Below are 13527 nucleotides of genomic sequence, written 5' to 3'. Positions count from 1 at the left end.
CTTCTTGCGATGTCACCCCACCTCTATGCGGCTCGTAGGACTGCTTATTCCGCGCAGACCTCCAGTCGGACAGGTTTGGAACCGAGCGGGGCGGGAGGTGTAGAGCAGGGATGTCCGGGGGCTTGCGATGCTCCCGGCCACGGGAAACACGGAGGCAGCCATGTTCGTCATCACGGGAGCCACGGGCCGGTTGGGCCGGTTCGTCGTTGAAGGCCTGTTGAAGAAGGTCCCCGCGGACCAGGTCGCGGTCGCGGTGCGCAATCCGGACAAGGCCGCGGAGTGGGCCGCGCGCGGCGTGCAGGTCCGCAAGGCGGACTACAGCCGCCCGGAGACGTGGGACGGCGTGTTCTCCGGCGGAGACACGGCGCTGCTCATCTCCTCCAGCGAGGTGGGCCAGCGGCGCAAGCAGCACCAGACCGTGGTGGACGCGGCGAAGAAGGCCGGCGTGAAGCTCCTGGCCTATACGAGCATCCTGCACGCGGACACGTCGCGGATGGTGCTGGCGCCGGAGCACCTGTTCACGGAGGAGGCCATCCGCGCGTCAGGCTTGCCGTTCGTGTTCCTGCGCCACGGTTGGTACCTGGAGAACTACACGGAGGCCGCGAAGCGCACGCTGGAGCAGGGCGTGCTCCGGGGCTGCGCGAAGGACGGCCGCGTCGCCCCCGCCACCCGCCAGGACTTCGCGGACGCCGCCGTCGCGGTGCTCACCGGCACGGGCCACGGGAACCCGGTGTACGAGCTCGCGGGTGACACGGGCTTCACGCTGGCGGAGTACGCGGCGGAGCTGTCACGCCAGTCCGGCAGGACCGTCACGTACCAGGACCTGCCACCCGCCGACTTCGCCGCCGCGCTCATGCAGGCGGGCCTGCCCAAGGGCTACGCCGACGTGCTGGCCAACTCCGACGAAGGTATCGCCCGGGGCGACCTGAACGACACCAGCCGCACGCTGAGCCGCCTCATCGGCCGGCCCACCACGACCCTGGCGGAGGCGCTGGCCGCCACGCTCCAGCGGGCCTGAGAAGCACCACGGGGGAGCAGTCCCTGACGGACGGCTCCCCCGCGTTGCTTCAAGTCTGGACCGGAACTCAGGCCGCCTGCGCTCCGGCGCCGCTCTGGCGGGCCACTTCGCGCGGCTCCGGGTACACGGCGCGCTGGGGCGTGGTGATGCGGATGACGCCCAGCTTCGACAGCACGCGCATCACCTGCCACGTGGGGTCGATTTCGAAGGCGCGCGCCGCGAAGTTCGGGCTGCTGCCGTACTTGTGGTGGTTGTTCTGGAACAGCTCACCCATGCACAGCACGTCCACCGGCAGCGTGTTGCGCGACTTGTCCGCGCCCTTGAAGTTCCGGTAGCCGTACTTGTGCCCGCACCAGTTCACGATGGCGCCGTGCACCGGCCCCATCACGAAGTGCACCGGCAACAGCAGGAACATCCAGGGCGACGTCGCGAACGCCGCGTAGAACGCCGTGTACAGCGCCACCCAGCCCAGCACCGCCCACCAGGACTGGCCCAGCGTCTCGTCCACCAGCTTCCACTCCGGATAGCCACCCTCGAAGCGCGGCTCCGGCTGGATCCGGCGCGTCAGGATGCCCGAGTAGCGCTCCTTCGTGTGCCACATCATCCGCAGCACGTCCTTGAAGTAGTGCGGCGAATGCGGGTCGTTCTCCGTGTCCGAGAACGCGTGGTGCTCGCGGTGCAGGATGGCGTACGCCCGCGGCGACAGGTACGACGAGCCCTGCACCAGGTAGGTGAGCAGGTGCATCACCTTCTCCGTGCGCGGCCCCATGCTGTACATGCGGTGCGCCGCGTAACGGTGCTGGAAGAAGCTCTGGAAGAAGACGCAGAGCAGCCAGTGACTGATGAAGAAGATGATGATGGCCATGACTCTCCCGTGATGACAGACACAGGGCTAACACCCCCCCTGTCACGGCAATGTCAGCGCTCCCCACGTCACCGGCACCGGACCGGCCCCACCGTCCCGTCCCGGACGCACGCCACTGAGCGTCACCCTCCGCCGCCTGTCCGCTGGTGGATAAGGCCCGGTGCGGTCACCCATTCGCCCCCGTCCCACGTGTCGCACCGCGACGTTGCGGGCCGTCCCCGGGGAGGGCAGAAGGGCACGCGGCGCGTCACCCCCCTTCACACCCAGGAGCCTCCACCGTGGATCGGGCAACCCTCGTCGGACTCGACAAGCAGCACGTCTGGCACCCCTACACCGCCATGGAGCAGTACGTCGCGAAGACGGACCCCCTGGTCATCGTCCGCGCGGAGGGCGTCTGGCTCCATGACGCGGACGGACGGCGCTACCTGGACGCCAACGGCTCGTGGTGGGTGTCCACCCTGGGGCACCGCCACCCGCGCCTCGTGCACGCGCTCACCGAGCAACTGGGCAGCCTGGCGCACGTCTCGCTCGCGGGCATCACGCACGGCCCCGCGGCCCGGCTGGGCGCGGAGCTGACGGCGCTGGCCCCGGGCGCGGAGCGGGCGGACGTGCCTTCGGGCGAGAAGCTGTCGCGCGTCTTCTATTCGGACAACGGCAGCACCGCGGTGGAGGTGGCCATCAAGATGGCCGCGCAGTACTGGGCGCAGAACGGACGGCCCCGCCGCACCCGCTTCATCACCCTGACCGGCGCCTTCCACGGCGAGACCCTGGGCGCCACCAGCGTGGGCGGCGTGCACGAGTTCCGCGACGTGTTCGGCCCGCTCCTCTTCGACGTGGTGCACGTGCCGTCCCCCGCGGAAGCAGACGGCCACGCGCGCGCCCTGGCCCAGGTGAAGGCCGCGCTCGCGGCGGATCCGGACGGCATCGCCGGTGTCATCCTGGAGCCCGTCATCCAGGGCGCCGCGGGCATGTGGATGTCGTCGCCGGACTTCGTGCGCGAGGTGCGCGAGGCCACCCGCGCGGTGGACACCTTCCTCATCGCCGACGAGGTCTTCACCGGCATGGGCCGCACCGGCGCGCGCTTCGCGGTGGACCTGGCCGGCGTGGTGCCGGACCTCCTGTGCCTGGCCAAGGCGCTCAGCGGGGGCCTGCTGCCCTTCGCCGCCACGCTCGCGTCGGAGCGCATCTTCCAGGGCTTCCTGGGGGCGAAGGACCGGGCGCTGTATTACGGGCACTCGTACTGCGGCAACCCGCTGGGCGCGGCCGTGGCGCGCGAGGTGCTGGCCGTGTACCGCGACGAGGACGTGCTGGGGCAGGTCCAGCGCAAGGCGCCGCGCGTGAAGGCCGCCTTCGAGCGCATGGCCGCCACCCTCCCCGGGCTGGTGCGCCCGCGCGCGGTGGGCATGGTGGGCGCGGTGGACCTGGGCGGCGGAGGCTACTTCGCGGACAGCGGGTGGCGCGTCTACGAGGCCGCCCGCCGCCGCGGCCTGTACCTGCGCCCCATGGGCAACACCGTCTACATCGCGCCCGCGCTCAACATCCCGGACGCGGACCTGGACCTGCTGCTCCAGGGCGTGGAGGACAGCCTGCGCGAGGTGGCGGCGGGCTGAGCCGTCCCCCGCGCGGAGAGCGCGAGCGCCCCCGTGCGCTCGCGCGGCCGCGAGCCTCGCGCCGCGAGGGCGTGCCCATCCTCCTCCGGGAGCGTGGCGCCCCGGGGGTGGAGGAGGGGCGGAGCGCCACGTCCGCGCCCGCCGGTCGGCGCGTGCCGGGAGGCCCCCTCCTGCCTCCCGGTGCCGCGCGGGCCTCCCCCGTGCGCATCCGTTGAGTCAGGCGCCGTGCCGGCGCCGATGCTCGACGAGGGGACCGCCATGACACTCGAAACCCACCGCCCGCAGACAGGCCCCGGCCTGCCCGCGGGGTTGACGCCGGACAGCGTGGAGCTGTTCCGGGCGCAACTGCGCGGCGCGCTCATCCAGCCGGGAGACGCCGACTACGCGGAGGCCTGTCAGTTGTACAACGCGATGATCCACAAGCGCCCGGCCATGGTGGCCCGGTGCGCGGACGTGGCGGACGTCATCGCCGCGGTGGCCCTGGCCCGCGAACGCAAGCTCCCCCTGGCCGTGCGCGGCGGCGGCCACAACGGCGGCGGCCTGGGGCTGGTGGATGACGGGCTGGTCATCGACCTGTCGCGCATGCGCGGCGTGCGCGTGGACCCCGAGGCCCGCACGGTGCGCGTCTCCGGCGGCGCCGTCTGGGGGGACGTGGACCACGCCACCCACGCCTTCGGGCTCGCGGTGCCCTCCGGCATCATCTCCACCACGGGCGTGGCCGGGCTCACGCTGGGCGGCGGCCTGGGGTACCTCACGCGCCGCTACGGGCTCACCATCGACAACCTGCTCGCGGTGGACATGGTGCTCGCGGACGGCCGCTTCGTCACCGCGAACGAGGAGAAGCACCCGGACCTGTTCTGGGCGGTGCGCGGCGGAGGCGGCAACTTCGGCGTGGTGACGTCCTTCCTCTTCCGCGCCAACCCCGTGGACACCGTCATCGGAGGCCCCACGCTCTGGCCCCTGGACCGCGCCGCGGAGGTGCTGCGCTGGTACCGCGAGTTCCTCCCGGCCGCGCCGGAGGAGCTCAGCGGCTTCTTCGGCTTCCTCACCGTGCCGCCCGCGCCGCCCTTCCCGGAGGCGCTCCACTTCCAGAAGATGTGCGGCGTGGTGTGGTGCTACACGGGCGACCCCGCGCGCGCGGACGAGCTGTTCGCGCCCGTGCTGGCGCTCAGGCCCGCGCTGCACGGCGCGATGCCCATGCCCTTCCCCATGCTCCAGAGCGCCTTCGACGCGCTCTATCCGCCGGGACACCAGTGGTACTGGCGCGCGGACTTCGTGCGCGAGATCCCGGACGCGGCCATCGAGCAACACGTGCACTTCGCCGAGCGCCTGCCGTCCATGCAGTCCACCATGCACCTGTACCCCATTGACGGGGCGGCGCACCGGGTGGGCCCGCATGACACGGCGTTCCGCTTCCGCGACGCGCGCTGGTCGGAGGTCATCGTCGGGGTGGACCCGTCACCGGACCGGGCGGCGGACATCTCCGCCTGGGCGAAGGAGTACTGGAGCGCGCTGCACCCGTACTCGGCGGGCGGCGCCTACGTGAACTTCATGATGGAGGAGGGCCAGGAGCGCGTGCAGGCCACCTACGGCGACAACTACGCGCGGCTGGTGGAGGTGAAGCGGGCCTACGACCCGCAGAACCTCTTCCACGTGAACCAGAACATCCTGCCCGGCCCGGTGAAGCCCCCGGGCGTCGCGCACTGAAGGCGCGCGCTCAGGCCTGGGCCCGGGGCGGCAGCGGCAGGTCGATGATGAAGGCGGCGCCCTGGCCGGGGGCGCTCTTCAGGACCAGCTTGCCGTGGTGGCCCTCGACGATCTGCCTGGCGATGAAGAGGCCCAGCCCCAGGCCGTGCACGGAGCGGGGCGGGCCTCCGCGCTCGAAGCGCTCGAAGACGCGGGCCTGGTGCTCGGGCGGGATGCCCGGGCCGCCGTCCGACACGTAGAGGATGAGCCGGTCGCCGTGCTTCCTGAGCCCGACGCCGAGCGACGTGCCCGGCGCGTACTTGATGGCGTTGGACACCAGGTTCGTCAGCACCTGTTGCATGCGCGAGCGGTCCCACCACACGCGCACGTTCAGCTCCGCCCGGAGCTGCAGGATGCACCGGGCCTGCTCCATCTGCTCGCGGAAGATGTCCAGGACCTCGTGCACCAGCTCCATCGGGTCGCTCTCCTCCAGGTGGAGGTCGAGCTTGCCCGCGCGGATGCGGGAGACGTCCAGCAGCTCGTCCACCAGCCGCGACAGCCGCTCCACCTGCCGCTGCGCGGACTCCACCGCCACGAGGAGCTTCTCCGGTGTGGGAGGGTCGCTGCGCGTGGGGGACAGGCGCCGGCGCGTCATCTCCAGGTGCAGCAGCAGCGCGGTGACGGGCGTCTTCAGCTCGTGGGACGCCACGCCCAGGAAGGTGTCGCGCGCGGTGAGCGCGTGCTGGAGGTCTCGGGTGAGGGCCTCCAGTTGCTGGCGCGCGTGGGTCCGCTCGCTGACCTCCTGCACGGCGACGAGCAGCCCCTGGATGTGGCCCTCGCCGTCGCGCTGGGCGTGGATGTCCACGTCCAGGATGAGCTCCTGGAGCCCGCCCTGGCCGTCCGGCTGGCGCGCCGGGACCTCGCGGCCCACGAAGGGCTCGCCGGTGCGGTAGACGCGCTCCAGGTGCTGGAGCAGCACGCCGTGGCCTCCGACGGGCTGCGCTTCGCGCGCGGGCCGGCCCAGCATGTCCCGGCCCATCAGCTTGGCGAACAGGGGGTTGATGACCGTGAAGACGAGGTCCGGGCCCGTCATCACGCACATGGCCGAGGGGGCCTGCATGAAGAAGTCGGAGAGCTGCCGCCGGGCCCGCGCCAGTTGCAGTTGGCTGTCCACGCGCGCCAGCAGCTCGCGCGCGGAGAAGGGCTTCACCAGGTAGTCATCCGCGCCGGCCTGGAGCCCCTCGATGCGGGCCTCCTCGCCCGCGCGCGCCGACAGCATGATGAAGGGGATGCCGCGCGTGCGCGCGTCGCCGCGCAGCTTCTGGAGCAGGCCGAAGCCGTCCAGCCGCGGCATCATCACGTCGCTGAGGATGAGGTCCGGCTTGTGCTCGACCGCCGCCTCGAAGGCCGCCTCGCCGTCCGCCACCGCGCGCACGTTCCAGTGCGGCGCCAGGAGGCCGCTGACGTACGCGCGCATGTCCGCGTTGTCGTCCGCGACGAGGATGCGCCCGCGCCCCGCCGGCAGCACGAGCCCCGCGCCCGGGCCCCCCAGCGCGGTGGCGCCGCGAGGGGCCCCCACCGGCTCCGGCTCCGGGCCCGGCGGCGGGAGGGGCTCCGGCGCATCCGGCAGCCAGCGCAGCGCCTCCTCGCTGAAGGCGGAGCCCAGCTTGCCCGCGTGCGTCGTCCCCACGTCGTCGTGGACCTGCTCCGCGGGCAGGTGCGCGCGGCCCAGCGGCAGCTCCACGAAGAAGGTGCTGCCCTCGCCCTCCACGCTGTGGACGCCCAGCGTGCCGCCGTGCAGCTTCACCAGCTCCTGGATGAGCGCCAGGCCAATGCCGGTGCCCTCGTGCGTGCGCCCGCGCGAGGACTCCACGCGGTGGAAGCGCTCGAACACGCGCGGCAGCTCCGCCTCCGGGATGCCGGTGCCGGTGTCTCGCACGGTGAGCCGCACCCGCGTCCCCTCGCGCGCGAGCCGCACGCTGACGCCGCCGTGGAGCGTGAACTTGAACGCGTTGGAGAGCAGGTTGAGGACAACCTTCTCCCACATGTCCCGGTCCACGTAGACGGGCTCGCCCACGTCCTGCGTCTCCACGGTGTACCGCAGCCCGCCCTTCTCCATGGCGGAGCGGAAGACGCTGGCCAGGTCTTCGGTGAGCCGCGCCAGGTCCGTGGGGTGGAAGCCCGCCTTCACCCGGCCCGCCTCGATGCGGGAGAAGTCCAGCAGCGAGTTGACCAGCTTCAACAGGCGCAGCGCGTTGCGGTGGGTGAGCTCCTGGCGCGCGCGCTGGGCCGGCGGCAGGGGCGCGTCCTCGTCCGCGAGCGACTCCTCCAGCGGGCCCAGGATGAGCGTGAGCGGTGTGCGGAACTCGTGCGACACGTTGGAGAAGAACGCCGTCTTCGCCCGGTCGATGGCCGCCAGCGCCTCCGCGCGCTGGGCCTCCGCCTCGTAGGTGCGCACGCTGACGACGGCGTTGGTGACCGTGGCCTGGAGCTGCTCGTAGAAGCTCCGGTAGGCGTCATCCATCGCGCGGCGGGGGCTCACGCCGGCCACCAGGTGGCCGTAGGGCTCCGCCATGCCGGCCGGGTGGATGGGGAGCACGAGCGCGTGCGCGGGCGGCTCCTCGTAGGGCCCCGGCACGGTGCCCGCGTCCAGCGGCGCGCGCGGCACGTCCACGGGGTCCGCGCCCCCGGTGGCGAAGGGCCACGGCCCGTCCAGCCCCGCCTCCTCCGGGCTCCACGCGGTGCCCGGGGGCAGGCCCATGCCGCCCACCCACCGGATGCGCGGGGCGGCTTCGTCGCGGCGGTAGAAGAGGAGGAAGGGCACGTCGAGCGCGGCGTCCGGCTGCAACTGCGCCAGCGCGGCGCCAATGTCCTCCAGCGTCTTCACCTTGCCCAGGAGCGCGGACAGCTCGCGCAGCGTCTGCGTGCGCCGCGCGCTGAGCATCTTCTCCGTCACCTCCGTGATGGGGTGGAAGAGGCCGCCCACGCCCCCGGACTCGTCCCGGATGGGGCTGAAGGAGAAGGTCATGAAGGCCTCCTCCAGGTAGCCGTGCCGGTCCAGGAACATGCGCTGGTTCTCGATGTAGGAACCGATGCCCGTGCCCGCCTTCTCGAACACGCCGCCCACCACCGGCAGCGCCGTGGCCCAGCAGTCGCGGAAGCGCTGGCCCATGGACTCCGGGTGCTTCGCGCCGCAGATGGGCCGGTAGCTGTCGTTGTAGAGCTGCACCCGCTCCGGCCCCCACGCGATGAGGATGGGGAAGGTGGAGGACAGGCAGAGGCTGACCGTCGTGCGCAGGCTCTGCGGCCAGGTCTCCACCGGCCCGAGCGGCGTCTTCGACCAGTCCATGGAGCGGATCAACCGCCCCATCTCACCGCCGCCGGACAGCCAGTCCATGCCCCCTTCCGCGGACAACGCCGCCGTGGAGCCGGCCTGGGAGGGACTGGGGAGCGTCATGAGGCCTCGGATGTTCGTCCAGGAAAACCATCCGGTTGATAGCGGATTCGCGCGGCGCGCGCCGGGTCATGCAGAACAAGTGTGAGCTTGCTTGCTTCAACCCCAGGTGGGGCGGCGGGGACCGCCGCTCACGGGCCTCGGGGCGACGGGCGGGGCGGCCGCTTCTCGCGGGCATGCCGCACGGCGAGCACCACGAGCAGCGCCGCCACGCCGGCCAGCGCGACGAAGTGCTCCACGCGGCCCACGCCCTTCGCCACGCGGTCCACGCTCGCGGAGCCCAGGTAGCCCAGCGTCACCACCAGGGGCGAGCTCAGGCACAGCGCCAGCCCGTCCCAGAGCAGGAAGCGGCGCAGGGGCATGCCCTCCGCGGCGGCCATGGCGAACACCGGCACGCGCAGCACGGACATGAACCGGCCCACGAAGACGACGCGCGAGCCGTGCTTCGCGTACAGACCCTGGATGCGCTCGCGGCGCTCCGGGGGGAACAGGCGGCGGGTGCGCCGGTGCGTGTACAGGGCTTGTCCCAGCCGGCGCGCGGTGAGGAAGAGCACGGTGTCCCCGCACAGCACGCCCGCGAAGCACAGCGCGATGGCGGCCGGGAGCGGCATGGCCCCCCGGTGCGACAGCACGCCCGCCGCGAGCTGCACCAGGTCCTCCGGGAACGGTAGCCCCAGGCCTCCCGCCACCAGCACGAGGAAGAGCAGCGGGCCGGAGCCGTGCGTCAACAGGAGCTGGAGCGGCGAGGCGGTCATCGGGGATGGGGCCCGTCAGGGCTCCGGGAGGACGGCCGCGGCGCGGCGCTCCTGGCGGAAGAGGAGGACCTCCCGGACGATGATCTGCACGGTGGCCGCCACGGGCACGGCCACCACCGCGCCCACGATGCCCCCCAGCTCCACGCAGAAGAGGACCGCGAGCAGGGTGACGAGCGGGTTGACGTGCACGGTGCGCTTGAACACGAGCGGCGCCATCACGTTGCCCTCCAGTTGGCCGTAGAGGAGGAAGTAGATGAACACCGCCAGCGCCTTCCACAGGCCGCCGGTGGCCAGCGTGAGCAGGGTGATGATGCCGCCCGCGATGATGGGCCCCGCGTAGGGCACCAGGCTGGAGAAGCCGCTGGCCACGCCCAGGGGCAGATAGAAGGGCATGCCCAGCACCGCCAGCATGGTGGTGGTGAGCGTGGCGTTGATGGCGCAGATGAGGGTGATGCCGGACAGGTAGCCGCCCGTCGCGGTGTACACGTTGCGCAGCACGCGCACGTAGCGCAGGCGGTGGTCGGGGCGGGCCAGGTCCAGCAGGCGCCGGAGCACGCCGCCGCCGAACACCAGCATGAACACCACCAGGAAGAAGACGGTGATGACGCCGCCCAGGAGGCCCACCACGCCGCCAATGGCGCTCATCAGGAGCTCGGGCAGGGGCCCCGCGAGCGCGGGCGTGGCCTCCTCCAGCCGTTCGTTCCAGCCCAGGCTGTGCAGCCGCTGGTTGAGCGCGCGCAGGATGCCGGTGCCGCGCACCTGCTTCCACAGGTGCGGCCACTGCGTCACCAGCGCGTCCACCTGCTCCACCAGGTCCGGAATCACCAGCAGGCCCAGCGCCACGGTGGCCACGAACAGCGCGAACAGCACCAGGGTGATGGCCAGCCACCGCCGCATGCCGCGCTTCTCCAGCCGCGACACGCCGTGCTCCAGCGACAGCGCGATGATGGCCGCGATGCCGGTGAGCGTGAGCGCCACGCGCGTCTTGGCGACGAGCACCACCAGGGCCATCACGCCCAGCACCACGAGGCACACGGTGAACACCGTGCGGGGCGACACCTGGGACTTCGGCGGCAACGTGACGACGGGCTCGGACACCGGCAAAGGCTCCCCGGGGCGGGCCACCGGCTGCGGGCCCCATGCCTTGCGGATGCGTCATCCCGCGCCCGGCGGCAACCACCGTCGTCCTCCAAATGTGCGCGCCGGGGCCGCGCGCCGTCCAAGCGTCCTGCGGGTGACACCCGGCGCCGCGCGGAAGGCCGGGGCCGGACGCAATCACCGGCCGCGCGGTTCGTCACCCCGGCAGCCCCGAAATGGCCGGGCTGGCCGCCAGGCCGTCCGTCCCCCCGAGCACGGTTGCGCGTCCGCCACGCGACGGCGCCGCGCTCGGGCGTCCTGCACCTGACGCGCCGGGACGTCTTGGAAAGAGGGGACAGCACGGTTTGCCGGGCCCGTGCGTCAGACGGGGATGGGAACCTTCGTGGGAAGGGACTTTCGCGGGCCGGGAGAGGACACCATGAAAAAGATGGGTGAGCAGGAGCTGGAAGGGGTGCTTCGGGAGGCCCTGGAGACCGAGGCCCGGTGGCGCGGGCTGGCGGCGAAGCTGGCGGAGCTGGGCGGCGAGGAGATGGACGCGCAGTTGCTGGTGACGTTCCGGGGCGCGCGGGACGCGGGCGCGGTGCCGCCGGACGCGGGCTTCTTCCTGGTGGCGCACATCCTGACGGCGATGGCGGACGAGGCCATCGCGGAGGATCCGCGCGTGCGGATGCGGGCGCGCGAGCTGGACGCGATGGAGCGCGACTACGGCCTCACCGGCGAGGGCTGGCCGGAGGGGGAGCCTCCGCCGGAGGACTGGGAGGCGCTGTGCGTGGAGTACGAGCGCGCCTGTGACGAGGCGCGCGCCGCGTTCTTCCGCGCGTACGGCGAGGAGGAGATGGCGCGGCTGTACCTGGACCAGCGCGTGACGTTCCACCACCGCTTCGAGAGCGGGCGGCGCTTCTTCCACGGGCTGCCCATGCTGCCCACGCAACTGCACTGAGCGGCGGGTCCGCTACACTCCGCCCCGGTCTTTCGCGGGAGGCGGCGGATGCGAGCGGCAAGCCTGGCTGTGGCGGTGGGGTGTTGCGTGTGGGGCGCGCTGGCGTCCGGGGCGGCGCCCGCGCGGGGGGAGGCGAGCGCCACGTACGACGCGCTCCAGCGCCTGGTGCGCATCCGCGAGGTGTCGCTGTCGCCGGACGGCACGCGGGTGGCCTGGGTGGAGTCGGTGCCCGGGACCGCGGAGGCCGCGAGGCTCCAGGTGCGGGAGCTGGCGCATCCGGAGCGGGCCCCGGTGCGCGTCACCGCGTCGAAGGACGGCGCGCCGTGCGCGGAGGGGGCGCTGACGTGGAGCCCGGACGGCCGGCGGCTCGCGTTCCTGTCCACGGCGGGCGAGGGCCGGGCGAAGCAGCTCTACGTGGCGGACGCGTCCGGAGCTGGCGGGCCCGCGCGGCGGCTCACCCTGGTGAAGGGCGTGCTGGCGGCGCCGAGGTGGTCCCCGGACGGGACGTCCGTGGGGCTGCTCGTCATCGAGGGCGCGGAGGACGCGCTGGGGCCCCGGGGGCCGGCGGCGCGGGAGACGGGCGTGGTGCAGGCGTCCCCGCCGGTGAAGCGCTTCGCGGTGGTGACGGTGGAGGACGCGCGGCTGCGGAGGGTGTCGCCCGCGGGGTTGTTCATCCACGAGTACGCGTGGAGCCCGGACGGCGCCCGGGTGGCGGTGACGGCGTCGAAGCCCCCGGGGGACGCGAACTGGTGGAGCGCGCGGGTGTACGCGGTGGAGGCGGGGACGGGGGAGACGTCGCTCTTGCACGCGCCCCGGTGGCAGGTGGCGGAGCCCGCGTGGAGTCCGGATGGCCGGCGGCTCGCGTTCATCGAGGGGCTGATGAGCGACGAGGGCAACACGGGCGGGGACGTGCTCGTGGTGTCGGTGCCGGAGCGGCTGGCGGCGAAGGTGCGGTTCGGGGAGAAGGCGGCGCTGCCCGCGGAGGTGCCGCCCGCGCAAAACGTGACGGAGGGGCTGAAGGCGACGGCCACGGACCTCTTCTGGCCCACGGCGGAGCGGCTGGTGTTCGTGGCGCAGGCGCAGGGCGAGGCCGCGCTGATGGCGGTGGCTCCGGGGGGGGGAGCGGTGAAGACGCTGTGGAGGGGGCCGGAGCACGTGACGGTGTCGCTGGGGAGCGACGGGGTGACGAGCGCGGTGGTGCGCGACTCCATCACCCAGGCGCCGGAGCTGTGGACGGGGCGGGTGGGGGCGTGGAGGCAGGTGACGCGCCTCAACGCGGACGTGCGCGTGACGGTGGGCGACGTGCGCAGCGTGACGTGGACGCGCGACGGGCAGCCGGTGCAGGGGTGGCTGGTGTTGCCGGTGCCGGACGCGTCCGGGCGCAAGGCGCCCATGGTGACGGTGGTGCACGGAGGGCCGGCGGCGGGAGTGCTGCCCGCGTTCAGTCCGCAGACGGCGTTGTTCACGGCGAGCGGCTACGCGGTGTTCATGCCCAACCCGCGAGGCAGCTACGGCCAGGGGGAGGCGTTCGTGCAGGCGAACCGCCGCGACTTCGGCTTCGGGGACTTCAGCGACGTGCTGGCGGGGCTGGACGCGGTGCTGGCGTCCGCGCCGGTGGATCCGGCGCGGCAGGGCATCACGGGGTGGAGCTACGGCGGCTTCCTGACGATGTGGGCGGTGACGCGGACGCAGCGCTTCCAGGCGGCGGTGGCGGGCGCGGGCATCGCGAACTGGCAGAGCTACTACGGCACGAACCACATCGACGCCTGGATGCTGCCGTACTTCGGGGCGTCGGTGTACGACGAGCCGGAGGTGTACACGCGCTCCTCGCCCATCAACGGCGTGAAGCAGGTGAGGGCGCCCACGCTGGTGCTGCACGGTGAAAGGGACATGGAGGTGCCCGCGTCGCAGGGCTACGAGTTCCACAAGGCGCTGAAGACGCTGGGCGTGAAGACCCAGTTGGTCATCTACGCGGACGAAGGCCACAGCCTGCGCAAGCCCGAGCACCAGAAGGACCGGCTGCTCCGGACGCTGGACTGGTTCGACGCGAACCTGCCGGCGGCGGAGTCGAAGCCGAAGGTGCGGGCGCCGGCGCGCTGAG

The 13527-nt window shown here is 72.7% G+C and carries 9 protein-coding genes; 5 read left to right on the top strand and 4 right to left on the bottom strand.

Going from position 1 to position 13527, the window contains the following annotated elements:
• The first annotated feature begins 160 nt into the window (after positions 1–160).
• Positions 161–1018, top strand: coding sequence for an SDR family oxidoreductase (locus K8556_RS37410; RefSeq protein WP_223744921.1), 858 nt, complete (start codon positions 161–163; stop codon positions 1016–1018).
• A gap of 67 nt (positions 1019–1085) precedes the next feature.
• Here K8556_RS37410 and K8556_RS37405 read toward each other — a convergent pair whose 3' ends face one another.
• The gene (locus tag K8556_RS37405) at positions 1086–1883 is read right to left on the bottom strand and encodes an acyl-CoA desaturase (protein WP_223744920.1); all 798 of its coding nucleotides are present in this window, start codon (positions 1881–1883) and stop codon (positions 1086–1088) included.
• A 278-nt stretch (positions 1884–2161) separates the two neighbouring features.
• On the opposite strand from K8556_RS37405, the gene bioA reads away from it, so the two are divergent.
• Together bioA and K8556_RS37395 are read left to right on the top strand one after the other, a co-directional pair.
• Positions 2162–3493: an adenosylmethionine--8-amino-7-oxononanoate transaminase gene (gene bioA, locus K8556_RS37400; protein WP_223744919.1), complete on the top strand. Its 1332-nt coding sequence runs from the start codon at positions 2162–2164 to the stop codon at positions 3491–3493.
• Between the two features lie 258 nt (positions 3494–3751).
• Positions 3752–5200: an FAD-binding oxidoreductase gene (locus K8556_RS37395; protein ID WP_223744918.1), complete on the top strand. Its 1449-nt coding sequence runs from the start codon at positions 3752–3754 to the stop codon at positions 5198–5200.
• Between the two features lie 10 nt (positions 5201–5210).
• On the opposite strand, the gene K8556_RS37390 is transcribed toward K8556_RS37395, so the two are convergent.
• The 3 genes from K8556_RS37390 to K8556_RS37380 form a co-directional block, all read right to left on the bottom strand.
• The gene (locus K8556_RS37390; RefSeq protein WP_223744917.1) at positions 5211–8636 is read right to left on the bottom strand and encodes an ATP-binding protein; all 3426 of its coding nucleotides are present in this window, start codon (positions 8634–8636) and stop codon (positions 5211–5213) included.
• A gap of 128 nt (positions 8637–8764) precedes the next feature.
• Positions 8765–9388 carry a DedA family protein gene (locus K8556_RS37385; protein ID WP_223744916.1) on the bottom strand — a complete coding sequence of 208 codons (624 nt, stop codon included), beginning with the start codon at positions 9386–9388 and terminating at the stop codon, positions 8765–8767.
• Positions 9389–9403: 15 nt separating this feature from the next.
• Positions 9404–10486 (bottom strand): AI-2E family transporter, encoded by a 1083-nt coding sequence (locus tag K8556_RS37380; RefSeq protein ID WP_223744915.1) that lies wholly within the window; start codon positions 10484–10486, stop codon positions 9404–9406.
• Positions 10487–10904: 418 nt separating this feature from the next.
• Between K8556_RS37380 and K8556_RS37375 the strand changes: the two genes are divergently transcribed.
• Both K8556_RS37375 and K8556_RS39615 read left to right on the top strand, forming a co-directional pair.
• Complete coding sequence (locus K8556_RS37375; RefSeq protein ID WP_223744914.1) at positions 10905–11426, top strand: hypothetical protein; 522 nt, start codon at positions 10905–10907, stop codon at positions 11424–11426.
• A 48-nt stretch (positions 11427–11474) separates the two neighbouring features.
• Positions 11475–13526 (top strand): S9 family peptidase, encoded by a 2052-nt coding sequence (locus K8556_RS39615; RefSeq protein WP_304504035.1) that lies wholly within the window; start codon positions 11475–11477, stop codon positions 13524–13526.
• Position 13527: the final 1 nt, after the last annotated feature.

Source organism: Corallococcus sp. AS-1-12 (assembly GCF_020036995.1).
GTDB lineage: Bacteria > Myxococcota > Myxococcia > Myxococcales > Myxococcaceae > Corallococcus.
The sequence above is the reverse complement of the archived record's forward strand: the minus strand, read 5'-3'. Positions and strand labels throughout refer to the sequence as shown.